Annotated in this window: 19 protein-coding genes; 8 read left to right on the top strand and 11 right to left on the bottom strand. The window is 63.6% G+C overall.

Annotated features, from left to right (window positions below; translation table 11 throughout):
• Nucleotides 1-28: 28 nt before the first annotated feature.
• Genes HJO_RS13720 through HJO_RS13740 form a run of 5 tightly spaced genes read left to right on the top strand, consistent with a single transcriptional unit; the run spans nucleotide 29 to nucleotide 5,330 of the window.
• On the top strand, nucleotides 29-1,525 hold the full coding sequence (locus HJO_RS13720) for an efflux RND transporter periplasmic adaptor subunit (protein WP_051618624.1): 1,497 nt from the start codon (nucleotides 29-31) through the stop codon (nucleotides 1,523-1,525).
• A gap of 2 nt (nucleotides 1,526-1,527) precedes the next feature.
• On the top strand, nucleotides 1,528-2,229 hold the full coding sequence (locus HJO_RS13725; RefSeq protein ID WP_035617896.1) for an ABC transporter ATP-binding protein: 702 nt from the start codon (nucleotides 1,528-1,530) through the stop codon (nucleotides 2,227-2,229).
• Nucleotides 2,226-3,458, top strand: coding sequence for an ABC transporter permease (locus HJO_RS13730; RefSeq protein WP_035617898.1), 1,233 nt, complete (start codon nucleotides 2,226-2,228; stop codon nucleotides 3,456-3,458). Before HJO_RS13725 ends, HJO_RS13730 begins: the two co-directional genes overlap by 4 nt.
• Nucleotides 3,451-4,863 carry an efflux transporter outer membrane subunit gene (locus tag HJO_RS13735; protein ID WP_035617900.1) on the top strand — a complete coding sequence of 471 codons (1,413 nt, stop codon included), beginning with the start codon at nucleotides 3,451-3,453 and terminating at the stop codon, nucleotides 4,861-4,863. Before HJO_RS13730 ends, HJO_RS13735 begins: the two co-directional genes overlap by 8 nt.
• A gap of 59 nt (nucleotides 4,864-4,922) precedes the next feature.
• Entirely contained in the window at nucleotides 4,923-5,330 is a 408-nt protein-coding gene (locus HJO_RS13740; protein WP_051618625.1) for a helix-turn-helix domain-containing protein, read from the top strand.
• 17 nt (nucleotides 5,331-5,347) lie between these two features.
• Here the strand turns inward: HJO_RS13740 and HJO_RS13745 are convergent, their stop codons facing one another.
• Together HJO_RS13745 and mutS are read right to left on the bottom strand one after the other, a co-directional pair.
• Nucleotides 5,348-5,602, bottom strand: a complete 255-nt coding sequence (locus HJO_RS13745; RefSeq protein WP_035617902.1) for a hypothetical protein — start codon at nucleotides 5,600-5,602, stop codon at nucleotides 5,348-5,350.
• A gap of 137 nt (nucleotides 5,603-5,739) precedes the next feature.
• A complete protein-coding gene (gene mutS, locus HJO_RS13750) occupies nucleotides 5,740-8,466 on the bottom strand; it encodes a DNA mismatch repair protein MutS (protein ID WP_035617904.1) in 2,727 nt (908 codons plus the stop codon).
• 179 nt (nucleotides 8,467-8,645) lie between these two features.
• On the opposite strand from mutS, the gene HJO_RS13755 reads away from it, so the two are divergent.
• Nucleotides 8,646-10,922, top strand: coding sequence for an NADP-dependent malic enzyme (locus tag HJO_RS13755; protein ID WP_035617905.1), 2,277 nt, complete (start codon nucleotides 8,646-8,648; stop codon nucleotides 10,920-10,922).
• A gap of 6 nt (nucleotides 10,923-10,928) precedes the next feature.
• Here HJO_RS13755 and HJO_RS13760 read toward each other — a convergent pair whose 3' ends face one another.
• From HJO_RS13760 to HJO_RS13780, 5 genes are all read right to left on the bottom strand, one after another.
• Nucleotides 10,929-12,671, bottom strand: coding sequence for an MFS transporter (locus tag HJO_RS13760; RefSeq protein ID WP_035617907.1), 1,743 nt, complete (start codon nucleotides 12,669-12,671; stop codon nucleotides 10,929-10,931).
• A complete protein-coding gene (locus HJO_RS13765; RefSeq protein ID WP_035617909.1) occupies nucleotides 12,668-14,158 on the bottom strand; it encodes an ATP-binding protein in 1,491 nt (496 codons plus the stop codon). The genes HJO_RS13760 and HJO_RS13765 overlap by 4 nt, the downstream gene beginning before the upstream one ends.
• A 55-nt stretch (nucleotides 14,159-14,213) precedes the next feature.
• The gene (locus tag HJO_RS13770) at nucleotides 14,214-15,761 is read right to left on the bottom strand and encodes a YifB family Mg chelatase-like AAA ATPase (protein WP_035617911.1); all 1,548 of its coding nucleotides are present in this window, start codon (nucleotides 15,759-15,761) and stop codon (nucleotides 14,214-14,216) included.
• A gap of 164 nt (nucleotides 15,762-15,925) precedes the next feature.
• Nucleotides 15,926-17,317: a hypothetical protein gene (locus HJO_RS13775; protein WP_156945669.1), complete on the bottom strand. Its 1,392-nt coding sequence runs from the start codon at nucleotides 17,315-17,317 to the stop codon at nucleotides 15,926-15,928.
• A gap of 350 nt (nucleotides 17,318-17,667) precedes the next feature.
• Nucleotides 17,668-18,558 carry a LysR family transcriptional regulator gene (locus tag HJO_RS13780; RefSeq protein ID WP_035617915.1) on the bottom strand — a complete coding sequence of 297 codons (891 nt, stop codon included), beginning with the start codon at nucleotides 18,556-18,558 and terminating at the stop codon, nucleotides 17,668-17,670.
• A 96-nt stretch (nucleotides 18,559-18,654) separates the two neighbouring features.
• On the opposite strand from HJO_RS13780, the gene HJO_RS13785 reads away from it, so the two are divergent.
• Nucleotides 18,655-19,008 (top strand): cupin domain-containing protein, encoded by a 354-nt coding sequence (locus HJO_RS13785; RefSeq protein WP_035617917.1) that lies wholly within the window; start codon nucleotides 18,655-18,657, stop codon nucleotides 19,006-19,008.
• Between the two features lie 395 nt (nucleotides 19,009-19,403).
• On the top strand, nucleotides 19,404-19,679 hold the full coding sequence (locus HJO_RS13790; protein WP_199285761.1) for a hypothetical protein: 276 nt from the start codon (nucleotides 19,404-19,406) through the stop codon (nucleotides 19,677-19,679).
• 343 nt (nucleotides 19,680-20,022) lie between these two features.
• Here the strand turns inward: HJO_RS13790 and HJO_RS13795 are convergent, their stop codons facing one another.
• The 4 genes from HJO_RS13795 to dusA all read right to left on the bottom strand — a co-directional run bounded on the left by HJO_RS13795 (nucleotide 20,023) and on the right by dusA (nucleotide 24,927).
• Nucleotides 20,023-21,366: a CHAP domain-containing protein gene (locus tag HJO_RS13795; protein ID WP_162173835.1), complete on the bottom strand. Its 1,344-nt coding sequence runs from the start codon at nucleotides 21,364-21,366 to the stop codon at nucleotides 20,023-20,025.
• 345 nt (nucleotides 21,367-21,711) lie between these two features.
• Complete coding sequence (locus HJO_RS13800) at nucleotides 21,712-22,653, bottom strand: hypothetical protein (protein WP_035617921.1); 942 nt, start codon at nucleotides 22,651-22,653, stop codon at nucleotides 21,712-21,714.
• On the bottom strand, nucleotides 22,653-23,471 hold the full coding sequence (locus HJO_RS13805) for a hypothetical protein (protein ID WP_035617923.1): 819 nt from the start codon (nucleotides 23,469-23,471) through the stop codon (nucleotides 22,653-22,655). Before HJO_RS13805 ends, HJO_RS13800 begins: the two co-directional genes overlap by 1 nt.
• Nucleotides 23,472-23,937: 466 nt before the next feature.
• Nucleotides 23,938-24,927, bottom strand: a complete 990-nt coding sequence (gene dusA, locus HJO_RS13810) for a tRNA dihydrouridine(20/20a) synthase DusA (protein ID WP_035617925.1) — start codon at nucleotides 24,925-24,927, stop codon at nucleotides 23,938-23,940.
• Between the last annotated feature and the right edge of the window lie 4 nt (nucleotides 24,928-24,931).

Here is a 24,931-nt window from a genome sequence, read left to right on the forward strand (position 1 = left end):
GTCCTGATGCGAGAGCGAGTACAGTATTTTGATCCCGAAAATAGACAAGAAGATCGTTTACGGCCTTGGCGGCCTGGTCGCGCTGGTTGTGTTCTGGGCCGTGTTCCTGCGCGGCCCCGGTACGGCCAAGCCCGGCGACTTCACGCTCGAGACGGCGACGGTCGAGCGCGGTGACGTGGCCCGGCTGGTGACAGCCTCGGGCGCCGTGCGCGCCCTGACAACGGTCGAGGTCGGCTCGCAGGTGTCCGGCCAGATCGTCGAACTGGACGCCGACTTCAATTCCCAGGTCAAGGAAGGCGACATCATTGCGCGGATCGACCCGCAGACATTCGAGAGCCGTGTCGCCTCGGCGCAGGCAGACATTGCCAGCGCACGGGCAAGTCTCGATGTGCAGCGGGCCAATATCAAATCTGCCGAGGCCAGCTTCGCCCAGTCGGAGAAAGACTATAATCGCGTGAAGGCGCTGTACGACCAGGACGCCATCGCGAAGTCCGCCCTGGAAGATGCCGAACGCTCGCTGGCCGTGGCAAAGGCCGCGCTCGACGTGTCCCGCGCGCAGCTGCGCTCGTCGCAGGCAACGCTCACCCAGCGCCAGGCAGCCCTCCAGTCGGCGCAGCTCGACCTCGACCGCACGATCATCCGTTCGCCGATTGACGGCGTCGTGATCGAACGCAGCGTCGATGTCGGCCAGACCGTCGCCGCGTCCTTCTCCGCGCCGATCCTGTTCCAGATCGCCCAGGACCTGGGCGACATCCGCATCGATGCCGCCGTGGTGGAATCCGACATTGGCGGGATAGATGCCGGCGACCCGGCCACCTTCAAGGTCGACGCCTATCCGAACGAAACATTCAAGGGCACGGTCGAGCAGGTTCGCCTCGCCTCGGAAACACTTTCCAATGTCGTGACCTATACGGTCGTGATCGCCGCCGAGAACCGCTCCGGCCGCCTGCTGCCGGGCATGACGGCGAACGTGGAAATCACCGCCGAGAAGCGCGAAGGCGTGCTGCGCCTGGCTGAATCCGCAGTCCGGTTCCGCCCGCCCAGCGACGGCGTGACGGTGGTGTCTGACGTTGCCGACGAAGACAATCAGGACCGGCGCGGCCGCCGCGGCGGCGCGGGCGGCAACCAGGCTGACATGATGCTGGCCGGGCTTGATATCGATGCGGCCCGCAAGGAAAAGATCCAGACCGAAATGCAGGCCGAGATGGAGAAGGTGCGCGCCAGCATGGGCGACGCGGGCGCGACGTTCGACCGGGCCGGCATGCGCGAGAAGATCCAGTCGCGCACCGACAAGGTGTTGCGCGACAATCTCAGCCGTGACGAGCTGGCCATCGTCCAGAAGACACTCAATGAACGCGCTGCGCAGCGGCGGGTCGACCTCTACCAGCCCGTCGGTGACGGCACGCTGAAAACGGTATCCGTCTCGATCGGCCTGTCCGACGGACAGAATGTCGAGATCCTTCGCGGTGCCGAAGAGGGCGACGCTTTCGTTACCCGGCTGACGGTCGCAGCGGCGGACAACTGAGCATGCCTGCCGCAGCGGCTCCCATCATTACCTGCCGTGACCTGACCAAGGTCTACCGCATGGGCACGCAGGACGTCTTCGCCCTGCGCGGCGTCGATCTCGATTTCATCGAAGGCGAGATGACCGCCATCATGGGCCCATCGGGATCGGGCAAGTCGACCCTGATGAACCTGATCGGCGCGCTGGACGTGCCGACCAGCGGTGAGCTGACGATCAGGGGCCGGCCCCTGTCGAAACTGACCCGGGACGAACTGGCCGACCTGCGCAACGAGACCATCGGCTTCGTCTTCCAGCAGTTCAACCTGCTGCACCGCGCCAGTGCACTCACCAATGTGAAACTGCCCCTGCTGTATTCGCGCAAGCCGATTGCAGACGCGACGGCGCGTGCCCGCGAGTGTCTCGAAATGGTCGGCCTGGGCGACCGGATGGATCACCGCCCGATGCAGTTGTCGGGCGGCCAGCAACAGCGCGTGGCGATTGCCCGGGCCCTGGCGGGGCGCCCGTCGATCCTGTTGGCCGACGAGCCGACCGGCGCACTCGATACGAAGACATCCGAGGAAATCATGGACTTGCTGACAGGACTTTCATCCGAGGGCATCACCGTCATCCTGGTGACTCACGAACCGGAAGTCGCCGCCTATGCGACGCGGCAGATCCATTTCCGGGATGGCCAGGTCGAACGAGATGAAAGGCGCTCCACATGAAAATCGGTGTTGCCCTGCGGTCCGCCATCGAGGCGCTCATCTCCAATCCCCTGCGCAGCTTCCTGACGATGCTGGGCATCATGATCGGCGTCGCTTCGGTGATGGCGATGATGGCGATCAGCGAAGGGGCGGCCAAACAGGTGGACGAGCAGATTGCCAACCTCGGCGCGAGCAACCTGACCATCTATCCCGGCGCATCACGGCGCGGCCCGCGCTCGGGCGGCGCCTCGTCGGACCAGCCGTTCACCGATGCCGACGTCGACCTGATCCGGCAGGAACCCTTCGTCACGGCCGTCGCGGCGCGCAATTCAGGCTCTGTCACCGTGATCTCGGGCCAGGATAACTGGTCGACCAACCTGTACGGCACCAATACCGACTATTTCATCACCCAGTCGCTGAACGTGAGCGAAGGGCGGTTCTTCGACGAGCGCGAAGTGAATGCCGGGGCCGCCGTGGCGATCATCGGAAAGACCGTGGCCGACAGCCTGTTCGAGGGCACGAACCCGGTCGGCCAGACGATCCGGGCGAACAATGTGCCGCTGGAAATCATCGGCGTGCTGGAATCGCGCGGTGCCTCCGCCGGGCCCGGCGGCGACCGGGATGACGTCATCATCGTTCCCATCAACACGGCCCGCAACCGGATCACCGGCGGCAACCCGACCGTGGCCAAATACGTGACCGGCATGGAGGTCGGCATTGCTGCCGGTTATGACATGACGCGGGCGCAGGAACAGCTGGAAGACCGCCTGCGCGAAATCCGGCGCATCCAGCCTGGCGATACCGACGATTTCCGCGTCTTCAACATTGCCGACTTCATCCGCGCGCGCTCGAGCACACAGGCGACATTCGGCGTGCTGCTGGCGTTCACGGCCGCCGTGTCACTGATCGTCGGCGGTGTCGGCGTGATGAACATCATGCTGGTCTCGGTGACCGAGCGGACCCGCGAGATCGGATTGCGGATGGCGGTCGGCGCGCGCGGCATCGACATTCTCGGCCAGTTCCTTGCCGAAGCGCTGGCACTCTGCCTGCTCGGCGGGGTGATCGGATCGGCTCTCGGCGTCGGCGCGGCCAACCTCGCGGCCAGGCTCGGCGAGTTTCCGGTTGAGATTTCGCCGCGCATCGCCATCATCGCGATAGGCGCATCGGCCGTGATTGGCCTGTTCTTCGGATTCTTCCCGGCCCGTCAGGCGGCCCGGCTCAACCCCATCGAGGCACTTCGTCATGAATAGATATTCCCTTGCGCTGGTCCTGCTGGCTGCCCTGTCCGGCTGCTCGAGCACCGGAACCGCAGACAGGCCGCAGCCGGCGCTGAGCGCGGAAGTCGCCGGGCTCGGCGCGCCAGCCGACTGGGCGTTCGGCGCAGGCGCGGACGGAGAGATTGCCGCCGACTGGTCGAGCATCATTTCAGACCCGGTCCTGCTGGACCTGATGAGCCAGGCGCTGAGCGCCAATCCGAACCTCCGGGCGACCGAGGAAAGCGTCAGGCGGGCCGAAGCCTTCCTGCGCCAGTCCCGGTCGAACCTGCTGCCCTTTGTCAACGCCAGCGCCGGTGCGTCGGCATCATCCCCGTTCGAGGATTTCGATCTCGGCGAACGCTATACGCTGGGCCTCGACGCGAGCTGGGAAGCTGATCTCTGGGGTGCCATCCGGTCAGGCATTGCCGCCTCTGAATACGACCTGCAGGCGGCCGAGACCTTCTACCGGGCGAGCCGCGAAGCGCTCGCGGCCGCTGTGGCGCGCGCCTATGTCGTGGCGATCGACGCCGGCCGCCAGGTGGAGCTGACACGCGCGACCCTCGCCGCGCAGGTGGAAACCCAGCGGATCGTCAATATCCGGTATGAACTGGGCGCAGCCGACCGCGGCGACCAGGTGCTTGCCGAATCCGATGTCGCCAGCGCCAGGGATTCGCTGGAAACCTCGCTCGCCGCGCAACGCAGCGCCGTGCGGGCACTGCAGGTGCTGCTCGGACGCTATCCGGATGGCAGCATGACCGTGCCGGACGCCTTGCCGGTGGTGGCGGATGTCGTGATCGCGGGCCAGCCGGCAGACCTTCTGCGGCGCCGCCCGGATGTCCTGTCGGCAGAAGCCAGTGTGCGGTCTGCATTTGCCAGCACGCGCGTCGTTCGGGCCGGGCGCTGGCCGAGCCTGTCGCTGTCAGGCGGCGTGTCGAGTGCGACTGACAGCCTGGGCGACCTTGTCGACCCCGCCGCGCTTGCCCTGTCGCTTGGCGCACGGCTGGCCGACACGCTGTTCGATGGCGGGCTGACCGCCGCACGGATCGAGGCTGCTGAAGCGGGCGGGCGCTTAGCGCTGGCCAATTATGGCAGTGCGGTTCTCGATGCCTATGCCGATGTCGAAGGCCGGCTGGACGATGTCGAAACGCTGCGCCGCCGTGCAACCTATGTCGAGACGGCCTCGGCCAATGCCCGCGAAACACTGCAGCTGGCCGAGATCCAGTACAAGGAAGGCGCCATCGACCTGCTCGACGTCCTGACTTTCCGGCAGCGCAGCTTCCAGGCCGACCGGACCCTGCTATCGCTGCGCCGGTCGGAGATTGAATCGCGCATTGCCCTCTATCTGTCGCTTGGCGGCGCGATGACCCCCCTGCCGACTGCAAATGATGGCCAATCGTGATGCCGACCTGCGGTTAAACCCTTGTCTGGCTGGCAAATCACAGCGTAATAGACCCAATCATGTTGAAGACAGAATCAAATTCCGGCCACGATGCCCGAAAGCCGACAGACGCGGACCGCTATGTTGGCCAGCAACTCCGTCAGGGACGCCGCGAGGCCAGCCTGACGCAAGACGGACTGGCACAAATGCTGGGAGTCACGTTCCAACAGATCCAAAAATATGAAGCTGGCCACAGCCGCATGTCGGCGGGCCGCCTGCGTGAGGTTGCGATTGCGCTGAAAAAGCCGATCAGCTTCTTCTACGAGCCGTTCGAGCCGATTGGCCGCCGGTCCGAAGCCTCGGCAACGCGCCTGCGGATCAAGGACCTGCGCCGGGATGCCAAGAAGCTGCTCGACCAGATCACCGACCCGGATGACCTGGCTGTGGCTGTCCGGTTGCTCAACGCACTTGAAACCGACGGCAACTAGAAGGGCAACGCCCCTGCCTAGACAAACCGGCGAGCGCTGAGGCGCCTGGCCTCGATACGCGATTCCAGAAGCCACCTGCTCGCCGCAGCGTATGCCGCGCCGAGATGTGCATCGAGTTCTGCAGCCGTGTCGGCGTCGGACACGCCGGTATCTCCAACCATCCTGATGATTGCCGCGAGGCGATTGATCGTCTTTCGGCCATTTTCAATTTCGAGCTGAAGTTGGAGACTGCTGACAGCAGCCCCGCCTTGCTTCATCGTCTTTCCAGCCATTCTATTCCTCCAGCTCAAGCGCTGATTATGGGGATAGGCCTGTCGTCGGGATTCCTCGCCCCTGTTGTAACTGCGATAGGTTCAGTGATCGCTCTATGAGCATTACCATAATGTTACGCTCGCCGGGTCGTCCAATGCTAATCACCGGAATCCAGGTTTTTTTTCGACTCCGACTTCAACCTGTAAATGAAGTCGAGGGCTTCTCGCGGGGTGAGGGCATCAGGATCGGTGTCGGCGATCATCTCGAGGAGGGCGGAGGGCGCTGAGGGTGCGGCAGGGGTATCTTCCGGCGCTGGCGGCTCGGTCATGGCCGCAAACAGCGGCAGGCTGTCGGCTGATGCCGGATCGGCCTCGAGGCGTTTGAGGATCTGCGTGGCGCGCGCGACGGCCCGTTTCGGCAGGCCGGCCAGGCGGGCCACCTGGACCCCGTAGGAGCGGTCGGCCGGGCCGGGCTGGACTTCGTGCAGGAAGACAAGGTCGTGCTTCCATTCACGGGCCCGCAGGGACGCGTTGGCGGCGTGCGGCAGGTCGTCGGCGAGGCGGGTGAGTTCGTGGTAATGGGTCGCGAACAGGGCCCGGCAGCCGTTCTGGCCGTGCAGGTGCTCGACCGCGGCCCAGGCAATGGCAAGCCCGTCATAGGTCGATGTCCCGCGGCCGACTTCGTCGAGGATGACGAAACTGCGATCCGTCGCCTGGGTCAGGATGGCGGCTGTCTCGACCATTTCGACCATGAAGGTGGAGCGGCCCCTGGCGAGGTCGTCCGACGCACCAACGCGCGAGAACACCCGGTCGGCGAGGCCCAGAGTCAGGGCACGGGCCGGCACGAAACACCCGGACTGTGCGAGGATCACCGCGAGCGCGGCCTGCCGGAGGTAGGTCGACTTGCCCGCCATGTTCGGCCCGGTCACGAGCAGCAGGCGCGGACCCGCCTCGCCATCGGCATCGAGGCTGAGGTCATTGGCGGTAAAGCCCTGCCCCTCGCGCTTGAGGGCCGCCTCGACGACGGGGTGGCGCAGCGCCGTCGCCTCGAACACGGGCGCATCGGCCAGGGCCGGGCGCACGGCGTCGATCTCGATTGCCCACGCGGCATTGCCACCGGCAACATCAAGTTCCGCGATCGCCTGCGCTGATGCGGTGAGGCCGGTATTGAGATCGGATACGCGCGCGCAAAACCCATCAAACAGGGCGATCTCACGGGCCTTGGCCTCTTCCTCTGCGCGGGAGATGCGCCCGGCAAGGTCGGCAAGGTCGCGGGTCGAGAAGCGGACATTCCCGGCCAGGGTCTGGCGGTGGATGAAGGTCTCCGACAGGGGCGGCGCCATCAGGGCATCGCCGTGCCGGGCGGGCACGTCGATGAAATAGCCGAGGACATTGTTGAATTTGATCTTGAGGGCGGAAATGCCGGTCTCCGCAGCGTAGCGGGCCTGCAATTCGGCGATGATGCGGCGGCTGTCATCGCGCAGGCTGCGGGCCTCGTCGAGGGCGCTGTCCCAGCCGGGCGCAATGAACCCACCGTCGCGGGCCAGCATTGGCGGGGCGTCGGTAAGGGCGCGGGCAAGGTCTGCCGCGAGCGTGGCAAGGGCGGGAGACGCCGCAAGCGAAAGGGTCTCGGCTGCGGTGGCAAGACGCGGTGGCAGGCCGCCTTCGGCGCGCGCCAGTTCGCCGGCCGCTTCATCGCCCGCCTGCAGGGCACGGCTGATGGCAAGGAGGTCTCGCGGACCGCCACGGCCGAGCCGGAGGCGGGTGCGCGCGCGCTCGAGGTCAGGCGCAGACTTCAGGCGGGTGCGCAGGGCATCAAGGCTGTCGCTCGCCGAGACCAGCCAGGCAACGGCTTCCAGCCGGGCCTCTATCTCGTCGCGGTCCAGCGAGGGGCGCGACAGGCGCGAGGCGAGCAGCCGGGCACCCGGCGCGGTCAGTGTCCGGTCGATGGCACCGAGCAGGGAGCCTTCCCGACTGCCATTCATGGCACGGTCGATCTCGAGGCTCGCCCGGGTCGCCGGGTCGATCGACAGGTGCCCGCCCGGCGGCGGGCGCGAGGGCGGGTCGAGGCGGATATCGGCGCCGGCCTGTGTCAGCTGCACATAATCCAGCAACAGGCCGATGGCCGAGAGTTCGGCGCGGCTGAAATCGCCGAACGCATCGAGGGCGGCGACGCCGAACGCCTGTTTCAGCAGCCCCTCCCCCGCCTTGGGCGACGCCGCCCGCGCCGGACGGTCGGTGACCGGCGCGCTGGACGCGGCGAGCACCGGCGCGATGGCCGCATGGTCGCGATCTGCGGCGCTGACGAGCAGTTCGCTGAGCGGCCATCCGAGCAGCGCATCGCCAAGCGCGGCGGGTGCCACCGCGGTCACGTCGAAGCGCCCGGTCGAGACGTCGCAAACCGCGATCGCGGCATCGGCGCCGCCCCTGGCGAGGGCGATGGCGGCCAGCGCCTGTCCCTGCCGCGCCGGCAGCAGCGAATCCTCGGTCAGGGTGCCGGGTGTGACAATGCGGACAATGTCGCGATTGACGATTGACTTCGAGCCGCGCTTTTTCGCCTCCGCTGGACTTTCCGTCTGTTCGCAGACGGCGACGCGGGCACCGGACTTGATCAGCCGGGCGAGATAGCCCTCGGCAGCATGATAGGGCACGCCCGCCATCGGAATCGGCTTGCCGTCATGTTCGCCCCGGGCCGTCAGCGTGATGTCGAGAATGCGCGCCGCCGCGACGGCATCCTCGAAGAAGAGCTCGTAGAAATCACCCATGCGGAAGAACAGGAGCGCCTCGGGATGGCGCGCCTTGATACCGAGATACTGCACCATGAAGGGCGTGGGTTCACTGCCCTTGGTGGCCTTCTTCTTCGAGGGAGTCGCGGTGTCGGCCATGGTGGCGGACGCTAGCCTCTGCCCGAGAGATTCGCAAAGCGTTCGCACTGCTGGCGTCATTAAATTGCCTGAAAGCGCGACGACATGGTCCATATTTGCGGTTGGCACACCTCCCGGCGAGGCATAGGGTCAATCGCTAGCAACGAACCCAATTGTTAGCATCGGACCAACTTTTCCCCATGACAGCCAAGCGCCCAAGCTTCACCGACCAGGAAGCACTCGATTTCCATTCCCAGCCCACACCGGGCAAGATCTCCATGACTCCGACGAAGCCGATGGGCACGCAGCGCGATCTTTCGCTGGCCTACAGCCCCGGCGTCGCGGTCCCGGTCCTGGCGATCGCAGAGGATCCGGACAAGGCGTATGACTACACGTCGAAAAGCAACCTGGTGGCCGTGATCACGAACGGCACGGCGATTCTCGGGCTGGGGAATCTCGGGCCGATGGCGTCCAAGCCGGTGATGGAAGGCAAGTGCGTCCTGTTCAAGCGCTTCGCCGACCTCGACAGCGTCGACATCGAGGTCAACACCACGGACGTCGAGGACTTCATTCGCACGGTGCGCAATATCGGCGACACATGGGGCGGGATAAACCTCGAGGATATCGGGTCGCCGGACTGTTTCATCATCGAGAGCCGCCTGCGCGAGGAACTCGATATCCCGGTCTTCCACGATGACCAGCACGGCACAGCGATCATCGCCGCTGCCGGCATCATCAATGCCTGCCTGATTACCGGGCGCGAACTGAAGGACCTGACCGTGGCCGTCTCCGGCGCCGGCGCAGCAGGCCTGTCATGCGCCGGCCTGATCCGGCATCTCGGCGTCAAGGCCGAGAACATCATCATGTGCGACTCCACCGGCGTCGTCTACCAGGGCCGCACCGAGCGGATGGACCAGTTCAAGTCCGCCTTTGCGATCAAGACATCCAAGCGCACGCTGGCGGAAGCCATGGTCGGCGTCGACTGCCTGCTCGGCCTGTCGGCCAAGGGCGCCGTGACGAAATCAATGGTCAAGTCGATGGCCAAGAACCCGATCATCTTCGCGATGGCAAACCCCGACCCGGAGATCACGCCGGAAGACATCAAGTCTGTCCGCGACGACGCGATCATCGCAACGGGCCGGTCGGACTATCCCAACCAGGTCAACAATGTGCTCGGCTTCCCCTACATCTTCCGCGGCGCGCTCGACGTGCGGGCCCGCAGCATCAACGAGGAAATGAAGGTCGCCTGCGCGCAGGCGCTGGCAGAGCTGGCCCGCGAGGACGTGCCGGACGAAGTGGCCGCCGCCTATCATGGTGCCCGTCCGAGCTTTGGCCGGGAATACATCATTCCGAGCCCGTTCGACCCGCGCCTGATCAGCTTCATTCCACCGTTCGTGGCACAGGCCGCAATGGATACCGGCGTCGCCCGCAAGCCGATCGCCGACATGGCCGCCTATTGCGCATCGCTGAAACGCCGCGCCGATCCGTCCGCCGCCTTCCTGGAAGGCGTGCAGGCCCGGGCCAAGGTCCAGCAGAGCCGTATCGTCTTTGCTGAAGGCGAGGAGCCCGCCGTCGTGCGCGCCGCCTATGCATTCAAGAACCAGGGCCTCGGCAAGCCGATCCTGATCGGCCGCGAGGCACAGGTCGAGCGGATGATGGAACAGATGGGTGTGCCGGCCGGCTCGCTCGAGATCATCAATGCGCGGCTCTCCGACAATAATCCGGTCTATACGGACTTTCTCTATGCCCGCCTGCAGCGGGACGGATACCTGAAGCGCGACGTTCAGCGCCTGGTCAACCAGGACCGCAACATCTTCGGCTGCTGCATGCTGAAGAATGGCGATGCCGACGGCATGGTGACGGGCGTGACCCGCAATTACGACGTCGCGCTGAATGATGCCAGGCTGGTTCTTGATACCCAGCCGGGCAAGGCCCTGATCGGCATGTCGATGGTGATAAATCGCGGACGGACCGTGTTCATCGCCGATACGAGCGTGACCGAACTGCCGCAGGGCCAGGACCTGGCGAACATCGCCATCGAAGCGGCCGCCGCCGTGCGCGCCATGGGCTTTCCCCCACGCGTGGCATTCCTGTCCTACTCGACATTCGGCAACCCGATGGGCGAACGCGGCGAGAAGGTGCGCGAGGCCGTCAGCATTCTCGACCAGATGGCCGACATCGACTTCGAATACGAAGGCGACATGAATGCCGACGTGGCGATCAACCAGGACCACAGCCTGCTCTACCCGTTCTCGCGCCTGACAGGGCCGGCCAATGTGCTGGTGATGCCGGCGATCCATTCGGCGTCGATCGCTACCAAGCTGCTCGAATCCATGAGCCGCGCGACCGTGATCGGACCGATCCTGCTGGGCCTCGAAAAGCCGGTGCAGATCGCGTCGCTCGGTGCCACGGTCGGCGATATCGTGAACCTTGCGACGATCGCCGCCTATGACGTGGACCGCGTGCAGGCGGACTAGGCCCGCCTAGTCGTCCTGGGCCAGGACAAGGCTGGTGGAGTGCGACGTGTCGCGCGCCTGCCTTATCCATTCAAGCACCGACAGGACGACGGCGATGCCGCCGAGCCAGAACGTGACCATGAAGACGGTATAATAGCCCTGGCTCTCGATGACCTCGCCGAGCCAGGGCCGCCCCAGCGTCCCGATCAGCATGGTGAGCGAGGCGAGCAGCGCATATTGCACGGCCGCAAAGCGCGGATTGACCACCGAGGTCAGGTAGGCCGTGATCGCGACCAGCGCGAAACCGCCGGCAAGGTTTTCGGCAAAGATGGTGACCATCAGGCGCGCCATGCGCTGGCCCTGGTCTGCGGCCACGACATCGGGTGACAGGGCCGCCGCCCATTCCGCCAGCGTCCCCAGCGGGGCATCGAGATGGGTGAAGGCCAGGAAACTGTCGAGCACGGTCGCGCCGGCGGCCAGGTCGGCATAGAGCAGGTTGGTGACGGCCGCGACGATGCCGCCGACAAAGAACACCGGCATGCGCCCGACCACGGCGATCATCACCGCGCCGAGCAGCGAGCCGAGGATGGTGGCAATGACGCCGAAGAATTTCGAGGCAATGGCCACGTCGTCAAGCGAATGGCCGAGCGCGCCATGTTCGAGCCCGAGATAGAAGGGATAGGCGAACGCGCCCCAGACCGCATCGGTGAACCGGTAGGTCAGCGCCAGCAGCAGGACAAGCACCGCGCCCCATTTCAGGCGCGAGATCAGCTCCATCAGCGGATCGAAAATGGCGCGGAACAATGTGCGCATGACGGCTTCGGTGCGGGTCTCGTTGGCAATCCGGGCGGGTGTTTCGCCAGCCCGCGCGCCAAAGCGGAAGACGAGGAACGCGGATATGACCGCGGGCACGAGCACGGTGAGGACGACAATCCACGGGCCCTCGGTGCGCACGAACGTGCCGCCGGACGGCGCGGTTTCCATCAGCAGCGACTGCATCACGAAGGTCAGGATCATCGCGAAGCCGATCAGCCAGCTGATCGCGACGATGCCGACGGCCGGCGCGGCGATCTTGCGCGGCAGGCTCGGCATGAAGGACAGGCGGTCGGCATTGGGCGTCTTGGAGCTTGCCGGTTCCGGTGCGATCAGGGTGCCGACCATTGAGAGGGCGAGGAAGAAGGCGACCATCAGGAAGGTTGCCGTCCAGCCGAAACGGGCAGCCACCAGCAGGGCAATGAAGCCGGAGATGAAGCCTGCCGACTTGTAGCCGAACTGGTAGAGGGCGGACATCAGGTCCTTGTCTTCGTCAGAGCGGGCAACCTCGATGCGCCAGGCGTCGAGCACGATGTCATGCGTCGGCGAGACAAGGGCGATGATCAGGGCGAAGAAGGCGACAAGGCCGATATTGGCGACGGGATCGGTGAAGGCGAAGATCACGATCAGGACGACCATGACGGCCTGGAACAGCAGCAGCCACGAGCGGCGCCCGCCAAGGAACCCGGTGATCGGGGCCGGATGGGCCGACTGGAACACCGGCGCCCAGAGGTATTTGAACGAATAGCCAAGCGTCAGCAAAGACAGCGTGCCAATGGTCGAGGGTGTGATGCCAAGCTTGGTCAGCCAGGCATTCAGCAGGCCAAGCGTGACGCCCATCGGTATGCCGGCGGCAAATGCGAACAGGGCCATCGCGGCCATGCGGCGGTCGCCGAGCGCCTTCAGCGCCCGCAGGGCGCGAGGCGGCTGTGCTGCTCGCGCCGGCGCGTCGCTCATGCGGCGCCGGCCGATCTGGCTGCCCGGCCAGTCCAGTGCAGGGCCAGCGCGCGCAGGCCCTCGGCGTCGAGTGGCTTGGCGGCGACGCCATTGGCGCCGGCACTGATCGCGCGGCGCTCGATGTCGCCATTCATTTCAGCCGAGACGGCAATGATCGGAACGGTGGAGCCTTCCTGGCGCAGGCGGCGCATGGCCTCGAACCCGTCCATGACGGGCATGCGCAGGTCCATCAGGATAAGGGCGGGGTTCATGGCGCGGGCGGCCTCCAGTGCTTCGCTTCCGGTCGAAGCGACTGTGACGCCAAATCCGGCCGATTCCAAGGCACGCCGTGCGATCAGGGCGTTTACGGGATTGTCATCCGCGATCAGGACATGGCCGACGCCGGTCTGGGCTTCGGGCTCGTCCTCCGCTTCGCCACCGGTCCGCACGAGGAAAATGCGCTCGGCAAGCGATGATGCGCGCAGCGGGCGCACCAGCCAGCCGACACAGCCGAGCATCCGGAACCGGGGCAACGCGCCGCGGTCCTCGGGCCGGAAAACAACCAGCGCCGGCGCCATTTTCGCATAGGCCCGGACAGTGCCTTCCGGCAGGTCCGCGCCGATCAGCAGCACGTCGACGCCCGGCGGCAGGGCGCCGCGCGACGGGTCGATCAGGACGGGCACGGCCTCGGCATCGATCAGGGCGCCGCAAATCGACAGGCAGGTCGCCGGCGGCAGGCCGACAAGGCCGACCCGACCGCCGAGGAATGTCGCGTCGTGCGTCGGCTTCGCGCCCGAGCGTGGCAGCGGCAGGAAGACCGAGAAGGCTGCGCCGCAGCCCGGCGCGCTGAGCACGTCGATCGTGCCGCCCAGCATGTCGGTCAGGCGCTTGACGATGGCGAGGCCGAGGCCGACGCCGCCATCCTTGTAGGCGTCCCCTGCCCCGGCCTGGCGGAAGGCCTCGAACAAGCGGGCGAGGTCTGGCCGGGCAATGCCGGGTCCGGTGTCGATGATGCGGAATTCGAGCCCGTCATCGCACGCCGAAATGTCGAGCAGGACGCCGCCATGCGCGGTGAACTTGAGGGCGTTGCCGACGAGGTTGAACAGGATCTGGCGGATCCGGCCAGCATCACCGACAAAGGTCGGCATCGGCAATTGCGAGGTGCGGACGGCGAGGTCGAGCCCGCTGGCATGCGCACGGGGGCTGAGCAGTTCGATCACTTCGCGGCCGAGGCGGACAGGGCAGAAGCTTTCGGTTTCCAGTTCGACGGCGGACGCATCGAGCCGGGCATAGTCGAGCACATTGTTCAGCAGGTCGAGCAGGCGGGCGCCGCTCTGCTTGATCACTTCGGCATATTCGCGCTGGGACGGCTGGAGATCGGTCTCGAGCAGCAGCGAGACGGTGCCGAGAATGCCATTGAGAGGTGTACGAATCTCATGGCTTGCCGTTGCCAGGAAGGCCTCTTCCGGGGTCGAACTCAGTTTCGGCGGATCGGATGCATCTGTCATTGCGGCCAAGCCTAGGCACAAGGCTTTAGCATTCGTTTAATGGCCCCGGCCGGATTCAGCGGGCGAGCGCGCCTGCCTGGACGCCTTCGGCCTGTCCGGGGGCGCGCCGGCGATAGGTCAGCGCCTCGGCGACATGCACGCGGCGCACCGTGCCGGCGCCGTCGAGGTCGGCAATGGTGCGGGCAACTTTCAGGACACGGTGATACCCGCGCGCGGTGAGTTGCAGCCGCGCGGCGGCGTCGGCGAGCAGCGCGGCACCCGGCCCGTCAGGCGTGGCAAAGCGTTCGAGGTCGCCGGAGGCGGTGTCGGCATTGACCGGGCGGCGCGTGTCGCTGCCGGTTTCGCCGAACCGGTCTGTCTGGATGTCCCGCGCGCGCAGGACACGTGCCTTGACCTCGGCGGTGCCTTCGGGCGCCGGCGGCAGGGCAAGGTCCACCGCCGTCACCGGCGGGGTGTCGTAATAGAGGTCGATCCGGTCGAGGAAGGGGCCGGAGAGGCGTGACTGGTAGGCCTGCGCGCAGCGTGGCCCGCGCGTGCACGCCGCCGCGCCCGGCCCGCCGCCGCAGCGGCACGGGTTCATCGCCGCGACCAGCTGGAACCGGGCGGGATAGCGCACATGCCGGTTGGCGCGGGCGACGACGGCCTCGCCGGCTTCCAGCGGCTGGCGCAGGCTGTCGAGGACATTGGCGGGAAATTCCGGCAGTTCATCGAGGAAGAGCACGCCGTGATGGGCCAGCGACACCTCGCCGGGCTTGGCCTTGATGCCACCGCCGACAAGGGCGGCCATCGAGGCCGAATGGTGCGGCGCGCGGAAGGGCCGTGTGCGCGACAGGCGCCCGCGCTCCAGGAGGCCCGCGATCGACTGGATCTGCGAGACTTCCAGCAGTTCGCGCGCCGACAGCGGCGGCATCAGGCCCGGCAGGCGCTGGGCCAGCATCGACTTGCCCGAGCCCGGCGGACCGCAGAACAGGAGATTGTGCCCACCCGCCGCGGCGATTTCCAGCACGCGCTTGGCGCCTTCCTGGCCCTTGACGTCGCGCAGGTCGAGGCCGGTCGGCGGTTCGGCCAGCATGCCGGGCGGCGGCGCTCCGATCACGGCGCGGCCGGAAAAATGGTTGATCAGGGCAATCAGGCTCGGCGCGGCGAGCACGCTGCCGCCGGCCCAGGCGGCCTCTGCCCCGCACGGGCCGGGGCAGATCAGCTTCAGGTCCATCGCCTCGGCCGCCATCGCTGCCGGCAGGACGCCGAGCGTCTCGCCAAGCCGGCCGTCGAGCGAGAGTTCGCCGATGGCGGCATGGCCTTCCAGCAGGTCCGGCGGGATGACGCCCATGATGGCAAGGATGGAGAGGGCAATGGCGAGGTCGTAATGGCTGCCTTCCTTGGGCAGGTCGGCGGGGGCCAGGTTCACGATCACCCGCTTGGGCGGCATGGCCAGGCCCAGCGCGGCAAAGGCGGCGCGCACGCGCTCGCGGCTTTCGGTGACCGCCTTGTCGCCGAGGCCGACAATGTAGAAATTCGGCTGCCCGCCGGTCAGCTGGACCTGCACGTCGACAGGCTGGGCCTCGACTCCCTCGAACGCAAATGTCGTGATGCGGCAAACCATCCCGTTTCCCCTTCAGCGGGAAAATGGTTAACACAGGTTATCGAACAAAGGAAGAACAAAAATTCAAGCCGGAATCGCCCATGCCTCTCGATCCCTGAGGTTCCAGATCACCGCAAGTTCGACAGCCTGCCCGTGTTTTTTTGAAACCCCTCCTTTGTGCATCGCTATCGATATACGTCTGGCAACCCTTCAAACAATTCGGCCGGTTCTCCATATGGCTTGCCCGTCAGACATGCGACTACCGCATATGCCAACGCATCAGTCCGAAGAGGACAGTCTTGTGAGCCAACATTATCGCCACGTTTTTTCACGCGTTCCCTGCACAAGGGAGTCGGGTGGGACGATTCCGCAACCTGCGTTTCGAGCTGCGAGCGAAAGTCCGGGGAAACCTCTGCAATGAAATAGTCAATTGCACCGCGATACCTTGTTTTCACGCATTGATTGAGTTTGAGTGTCGTTGCGCCGTCCGGGGGACGTTTGAACCCGGCACCGAGCTCTGGATAGACTTGAGACAATCTCTCTGAATTTGAGAAGAATTCACCCTTGAAGCCGGAAGGCAGGTTATCGATTGCCCACGAGGCGTCATAGTTGTTCGGATCCTCTCCGCGATAATACGATACCAGTTGCAATATGTATAAGTCCAAAGCTCGGCCAGCCTCATTCGGGTTGGCCGCACCCGCAATGAATTCGCGCGCAGCTTCAGCGGAGGCAATTTTCACTTTGAAATAGTGCCACTTGTCAGAGCCGGCTTCATAGAATGCCAATTTTTCCGCTGCGGACAGTCCGCTCAGTCTTTCAGAGAGCGGCACATGTCGATCGAAATAGCCGATCGTTTCGGACAATAGTCCCATGTGATCCAGCTTGTCGTCGATCGTCTCGTGAATCGCGACGGTGCACTGGCTTAGACGAAGATAGTCAAAATCCCGTACTGCGGTCAGGTACGCCTCAAGATCGCGCGATGAGTCTATGCGGCTCGGCACGCCTTCCGGATCAACGAATGACATATTGCCCATGCGATTCATGACCTGCCCCATGCGACCACCGGCAAATGAGCCAATGGAAGCCACCTCGCGATTGTGAAGGTATCTGGCGATAATCCAGTACGCGTACTCTTTGGAAAGCGTTGTGTCGCTGCGTCCGCTACGGTCAAAAGAGCGCCAGTAAGCTGACGCCGCGCTTTCATAGGCATGCGCTCTCTGCGATGCATAGTTCATGATCGAAAAGCCCTGCTGGGCCGCATTGCTGACGTGGCCGACCGGGTACCCTGAACGAGAAATCCGGATCGAGTATTGCGTCGCCGGCTCGTTCGGAGACGCGTAACCATCACTAAAGTTCAGTGTCGGAAGCTTGTTGAAGTGTCGGGCAGCCGGGGCGCAATAACTTGGGCGCTTTCCGAACGATGGCACGGCTTTGGGGGTTTCGGAACGCGCGCTGTGATCCGTCAGCTTGAGGGAAGATCCGTCAGGCAGTGTCCGTGTCTGTGCACTTGCTCCAATCACAGGTGCGAACAAAAGCACGAGCGCTGCAACGATGTGCGTTGGGTTGAATTGGTTCATGCTGGACCCCTGACAAAGACGAAACCATAGCGGCTGCCCCTTCCAAACAAGGATAGGCGCGTGAGTCAAAGACTGTTTGGACGGTTTTGTTTTGGTGCTGACTGTATCCACCCAATAACCCAGCGAGCGAATTCCCTTGATCAAGCAATGCAGGCGACGCCGAACCTCCTGCCAGCGAGATCAGGAACGCATCGCAAATGTCGTCAGGACAAGCCGAAGATTTCGGGACAAGCACAATCGAGTCGGCACCAAAAGCCGGACAGGGCCCTGCCCTTCCGATCTTGCGTGGGTCCAAGTCCCTGCGGATGGGCGGCGGGGCCTCACCGCGTCATCGCCGACGCTATGTGGCGTCAGATTTCCGCGCGCAGGAATTGCATGAAGGCCTCAACCTTGTTGGGCACGTATTTGCACGACGGATGAACCATCCAGGCAGCCGTATCAAACTCGGTTGCGGCACACTCGAATTCGGGAAACAGGTCGACCAGGTCTCCCGCCTGGAGCTCTGGCCGGCACAGCCAATCCGGCAGCAGGGTTGGCCCGATACCGGCCAATGCGCACTGCGTCATCGTCAAGCCATGAGAGACAAGCAACCGCCCCCGAACGGGAACTTCGTACTCACGCCCCGCAGCGTCCCGGAACAGCCAGCGCGTGCGGTATCCGGGCAACGGGAACAGCACGCATTCCCGCTCAGACAGGTCTTCCGGATGCATCAATCCGCCCGCGCGCTGGATATAGGATGGGCTGGCACACACCCGGAATGTGCGCGGCGCCAGCCGGGTCGCGCTGACATCCCCCCCGGGTTTGGGACCAAAGCGAATGGCCAGGTCGATCTGGTCGGCGACCAGGTCAACCTGCGCATCCGTCAGCACCAGTTCCAGGGAAAGGGCCGGATAGCGATCCATGAACTTCTGAAGCAGGGGCGCAATCACGCGCTGGCCAAGTGATGTGCAGGCCGTGATGCGCAGCAGGCCCTGCGGCTCGGTGGCCAGGTCGAGCGCTTTCTGTTGCGCCTGATCGAGGTCTTCAATCAGGTTCCGGATATGCCCGAAATAGGTCAGGCCCGCTTCCGTGGGCGCCAGCTTTCGCCGGTTGCGCTGAAACAGCCGAAAGCCCAGCTCCTCTTCAAGCCCGGAAATCGATCGGGATACAGACGAGGGATCGACGTCGCGATAGCGGGCGGCGCTGGCGAAGCTGCCCAGCGTCATGACATCGGAAAAGGTTCTGAGTGCGGCAAGTTGCATGATGCGAACTTTGCATCAACATGATGCGCTCCGCTAGGTTTATCTCGAACTCCGCACGATCCATACTCATGCCTTCAAATTCAAGGACGCGGACTCATGGCACTTCAATTCTTCCAGGGATACTTCACTTCGCTTTCCGAGGTCATGGACGACGTGAAACGGAACGCGACCTGGCCCACCACGTTTGTTTCGCCGCCGTCTCCGGGCCTGGAACCCCATTGGCACGCTGATGAAGTGCACGCCTATATCATGGAAGGCGAGACTGACTTCCTGGACGTCGATTCAGGTATCCGCACCCCCGTCAGCGCCGGCGACAAAGTGGTCGTGCCCGCCCGAACCCTGCACGCAGAAGGCGCCGTCAAGGACAAGGTCGTCTATATCCTGGCCTTGCCTGAAGCGCTGGCCCCGGACGACTTCCTGAAGATGCAGGAGCCTGGCGCCCTCCAATAGGAGCCCCCATGCAGGCCGAACGCCCGGAAAGCAGGCCTTCCACCCCACAAGACCCGCACCACAACCCGGACAGGGCCGTGCCCATCCGGTGGGGTGGTGGAGTCCAGTCCTGGCGGAGTAGCCGGGCGTAAAACGCCTGCCAAGATTCTGCCAGAAAGGCGCATAGGCTTGGCGCTGGCAGCTTCTACGAACCCTGAACCAGGCCGCATCGCGCGCACGCAAAGTGCAGAACGCGAAGAGGTCCAGGAATCTTTCTCCTCATACTTACTTTTATTTCCACGAATTGATCCCGAGATCTTTCGCACCTGCGAATTCACCAAAATATTCAATCCCTTGTTGCACGCAGGGTATTTTTGTGCAGACTTTCCCTATGCAAGCTCAAGGGGGGCGACGAGATGAAAGCATTGGCGATCATTCTGAATATTTTAATGCCGGGCGTAGGTTCGTTCGTGATCGGAAAAGTGGGACAGGGAATTGGGCAAATTCTCATCTGGGCAATCGGGTTAACCCTTTGCTTCACCGTCGTTGGTGCAATCATTGGCATCCCGATGATGCTCGGAGCCTGGATTTGGGGAATCGTTATCGCCTCCAATTCACAACCACAAACCGTCCAGGTCACTGTCAACAACAGCGGGCTGACGAATTCTGAAACAACGACAACTTCGCTTTAGGCCTTCATCTCGAAGGCTCAGGGCCGAAGGGGATGATGGTGTACGGATAATTTATGGTGACCATCCGGTTGGATGGTGCGCCGATTGCCTGCCATATGCGGTGAGCAGTCGGCGCTTGATCGCATTCGCGATCAAGCCAGCGGGCGTCGTTGAGGCAACCTCCTCCAACCCCAGACGCCCTGCCCGGTGACTTCATCATGGCGTGTGTTTCGACTCCATCATCGGACCACCATGTCTATTTACAGCGAGCGGGCACATTGACTGCGACCGCTCAACGTTGTCGCCAATCACCAAATCGGCGTCCAGATATAAAACCGCTGACTCTCTTCAATCCAGATTGATTTCATTCCGGCAAGACATATCCGGCAAACTTGTAGCTCAATGGAGTCTTCGTTGACGGCGCAGGTCGATCCAGCGAGTTTGTATAGAAGGACGATGTAGAGAATTGCCCATATGAATCGGTTACGAGCTCCCGTTTAGCCGTTTCCAAATCAATCCCCCATCTCTTCGAACCCGCTTCCGTCGCGATACCCCAATTGGATTCAGCGACTACAATTCTTTCAACGTCTGCGGTAGTGCTGTTCCGCCTGATGTTGGTGACAATTCCCACGTGCCCCGCGCCGCCATTATCCCAAACAATCAGAGCACCGACGCGCGCCTTTTTCGGATCCGTTTCTATGGTCAGTCCCGCACTCGCAGCTTTAGCCGGTATGTTGCGCGCGGTACCTACGGGTATGTTGAGTGGAACGCGAGAGACTTCGGCAAATGCCAGTTTAGCCCACCCGACGCACTGCCCTTTCAGCCAGGCTGGAGGATCCGGGTCCACCAAAAACTGACGGGAAACGAAATCAGCTTGAAAACGCGATAGGCGGTCCTTGTTCAGCCCATCCGGAGCCTTTGATCCAAGCCGGTCCATGATCAAGCCCTTCGATGAGACTGATGCGCCGACCAGCAGATCGACATCAGCCCAACCAAGTCCATCCTGGAGCTTGTCAACGAAGCAACCGAGCGCGCGGAATCTATCATAATTGCGCGCAAGCCCGAGGACATCAGACGCACTCTGAGCATCTATATCGTGCGTCATCAGCGCCGAGAGTTTGCACAATGCCGAAATATGGTCGCGCGGGCTGTAGGACTGGAGGCTCCATTTCTGATCATTCTCCGGCATGATGGGACCGAGAATTTCAACCACTTCGGATACCGAGAGACCTTCTGTGATCTTCTTTGAGATGCAGCTGATGGCCTCAACTCGGTTATATCCGTCCATCTCCCCCAGTAGCTTCCTAGATTCACCCGCGCTGATGTGCGCCGGGAGCATATCCGCCAGACGACAAATCAAACGCCTTTTGTGTTCAGGGGTACTATTGTCCCCGACGATCCGAATTTGCTCCGGAACCGTGAGAACAAAGCTCTGCTCGGGAAGCTGACAACTCAGCGCCGAACGGCGATAGTAATTTGTCAGCCCTTCAAGTGATCCGGCAAGCGCGCTTCCTGTCGGGGTGCTTGTCTGCTGTACAGAGGCCGCGCAGATTTCCTTTACCCGCTTGGCCTGATCTATTTCCGGCGGGCCCGAAGTCGTGTCTGTTTGCGCCCCGGCAGCGCTGGCCGAAAACAACGCAATCAGCGAAAATAGGGCAATCCGCTTGAAAGCTGGCACAAGACAGGCGCAAGGATTAGTTGAAGCCATCCGTACATCTGAGGTACTCCGGGGCTTCCAATGGAAAGAAGCCAAAACAAGTTGCTTCAGTCCAGCACGGCGCGATTGGCTGCACGCGCTCAGTTCAGAGATAATCGACACAAATGTTCCCCACCGCCTCATTCCACCGCTTGACTAATATGGGCTGCCAAAGAGCCAATAAACTTGGAATACTCCGCATTCACCACATCGCCTCGAAATAGTATTCGGCAGCTAACTACTATTTATTGGGGGTCGCAACAAATTCCGGCCAAATCCAGCACCACAACCCGGACAGGGCCGTGGCCTTCCGGTGGTGCGGTGGAGTCCAGTCCTGACGGATGGGCGGCGGCGAGCTTACGGCGAGGCGGCATCCATCGGCGTGGCCGATTCCGGCAGGTCCAGGATGTAGGTCGCGCCCGTCGTAAACCCCGACAAGACTCGATAGGCCAGGACGCCTTCCTTCAGGGCGAGAATCTCGATGTCCGCACCATCGTATCTGATCTTGATCGGGAAGTCCTGGTCGGCGCCGATGACAATCGGGTCGGCTTGCACGCCGACAGGTTGGTCTCCCGCCAGATAGACCGGCTTGATCTGCCCTCCCGCTTCGGTGGAAATGAACCTCAGGGCGATGTTCGGCGTACGGGACTTTGCGGATTCCGTGGGCGTCATTGTCCGAAAACGCGCAGGTTCAGAGACCTCGTATGTCAGCTGCGGATCCCACCTGAAGAGCTTCTCGTATGGTCCGGACGGTTCCGCAAAACCGAGTCTGTCGGACACAAAGAAAAAGACGGACGATGAACGCCCGCCCAGCCCCTGCCCGACTTGCGAAAAGTCGATCTTGCCGGCGATTTTCTCAAGCTCGAAGCAAACCTTGCCCTGCCCGCTGGCGCCCGGGTTCAACCTTGGAGTCCACACCGCCGGCCGATCAAACGAACAGGCGACGAGCGCATTCTCCTTCCCGAAGCTGATTGCCGGATAGAATGCCAGCCCCTCGGTCAGTTCGACCGACCGCGCCTGGACAGCGAGGCTGACATCACCGACCGGCGTGACAGTATTTTCCAGGATCATGACCGAGGTGTTCTGCACCGATTGTTTCAGGATGATCTCGCCCGACTTGGCTGTCCTGATTGTCGATTCCAGCGGCGCGTCCAGATTCGCAACAAGGGATGGGTCAGCCGATAGTGTCGAGCCCAAAGGGTAGACCTGGTCCGGTGTGAGCGAGATGCAGGCGGACAGCATCGCACCGGCCAGGAAAGTGCCCGTGAAACGAAACGCTGTCGATATGAGATGTGCCATCACTCTGTCTTCCCCGATTTGCCAGGCTGTCCCGACCTGCTTTCAACATTGGCGAGCGCAGCCGCAATGGCTGCCTTGTCCGCGTCATCCGGCGCAACATCGCCGGCCACCTGCCGCAGCCTGCTCACCGCGACCGTGCCTGCCACGGCCGCGCTGCAAGGGGTGGAGAAGAACCCGCCATCGGCCTTGGACCAGCGTGTTTCCAGAGCGGGATAGACGACGCGGGGGGCGCCTTTCAAATTCGGATAATTCTGCCGCGTCTTGTCAAACTGGGCGAGGACATCTTCTTCCGAAAATTGCCCGGACAGGCGCGCCGCGGTTCCGGGCGGGTAAGCATCGCGGGACGAGAGGATATTGATCCCGGACTGAATTTCGAACGTCGCCGCACCCTCGTTCTGGCACAGCGACGCGGTTCCCGAGTAAACTCCGGTGAATGTATTCCACGTGACATATGTTGCCGCGTACGTGCCGGGCTCGATTTTCTTGATCAGGAAATTGATCTCGTCATGGAGGACCCAAACGGATGACTTGCCACCCTCCGGGCGCTTCATCTTGTCGCCAACGCCCCAGGCGGCAAAGCCCAGGATGACCTGGTCGTCATCGAAGCCACCCCTGTCGTCCGTCAGCCGCTGAAACTGGTATCCACCAGCTGTGGCAACCGGACCGATAGCGAGAATCAGGACCGCCTCATCCGCCGCCGTGCCGTTGATGCCGGGCTGTCCGCCTGCGCTTTCAGCCAGACCAAGGCCGATAGTCGTGTGCGCAGTTGCGCACCCTGCCAGCAAAACCGCCAGCGCGAAAACCTCGATTGTTCTCATGTTGACCCCTCTTCACTCCTTTCAAGGAAAGCCGGGCACTGATTTCCCCAAATCAAATTGCCGCCCGTTCAGCTAGCGGCCCAGCCGAGACAACACGCAAGCGATATTTTTGCGCCGATCGGCTTTGGCGCGGAGCGTGGAACGGGCCAACAAGACCAGCACCAAATCCCGGACAGGGCGGAGCCCTTCCGGTGGGGTGGTGGAGTCCAGTCCTTGCGGATGGGCGGCGGAGCCGCGAGGCAAGGCAATGGGTTCAGTACAGTGAATGGTAGAGCGCCCTGCCGTGCACAGCTGGCCGCCGTTCCATCCGCGTGGGGCAGGCAAAGACCCCGGACCGGTCACCGGTGGGAGCACCGGCGACGGGGGCAGTATAGGACGGCGGGGATCGGGGGCGGAGAGGCGCGGGCGCTTTTGCCGGACCGGCTGCAGGATGCGGCGCGTGCGGTGTGGGACAGGCCGAGGCCGGTCAGGCGTCCACGCGATTGTCCGCATGCCCCGTGATCGCCTCGACGGCGGCGTCGAGCACGTCGAGCCCTGCGCCGGGCCGGGGCGCGCCTTCCGACAGGATGCGGCGCCAGGCGCGGGCGCCGGGCTGGCCGTTGAACAGGCCCAGCATGTGGCGCGTCATGGCGTGCAGGCCGACGCCTTCGGCGAGCCGCGCGGCCATGTAGGGCCGGTAGGCCATGATCGCGTCATGCGCCGAGACGCGCGGAGCGCCTTCCCCGCCAAAGGCCGCGTCGACCTCACCCAGCAAGGACGGGTTCTGGTAGGCGGCGCGGCCGAGCATGACGCCGTCAAAGACTTTCAGGTGCTCGCGGCACGCGTCGATCGTGGTGATGCCGCCATTCAGGGTGATCGAGAGGCCCGGGCGTTCGGCTTTCAGGTCTGCGACGAGGGCATAGTCGAGCGGCGGCACGTCGCGGTTTTCCTTCGGGCTGAGGCCCTTCAGCCAGGCCTTGCGGGCGTGGACGGTGAAGCCGGTCACACCGGTTGCCGCGACCGTGTCGATGAAGGTGAACAGGGTTTCGCGGGCCGGCATGTCGTCAATGGCGATGCGGCACTTGACGGTGATTGGAATGTCGACGGTCTCGCGCATGGCGGCAACGCAGGCAGCGACAAGGTCCGGCTCGGCCATCAGGCAGGCGCCGAACGCCCCGGACTGGACCCGCGATGACGGGCAGCCGCAATTGAGGTTGATTTCCTGGTAGCCCGAGCTGGCGCCGATCTTCGTGGCCGCAGCGAGCTTGGCCGGGTCCGACCCGCCGAGCTGCAGGGCAGTCGGGCGATTGGTCGGCGCCTCGCCAAGCAGGCGCTCCTGGTCCCCGTGGATGATGGCGTCGGCGGTCAGCATCTCCGTATAGAGCAGCGCCGACCGCGTCAGGCAGCGATGGAAGGCGCGGCAATGCGCGTCAGTCCAGTCCATCATCGGCGCGACAGAGAAGCGGTAGTCGGTCATGGGG

The sequence above is a fragment of the Hyphomonas johnsonii MHS-2 genome, from assembly GCF_000685275.1.
GTDB classification, from domain to species: Bacteria; Pseudomonadota; Alphaproteobacteria; order Caulobacterales; family Hyphomonadaceae; genus Hyphomonas; species Hyphomonas johnsonii.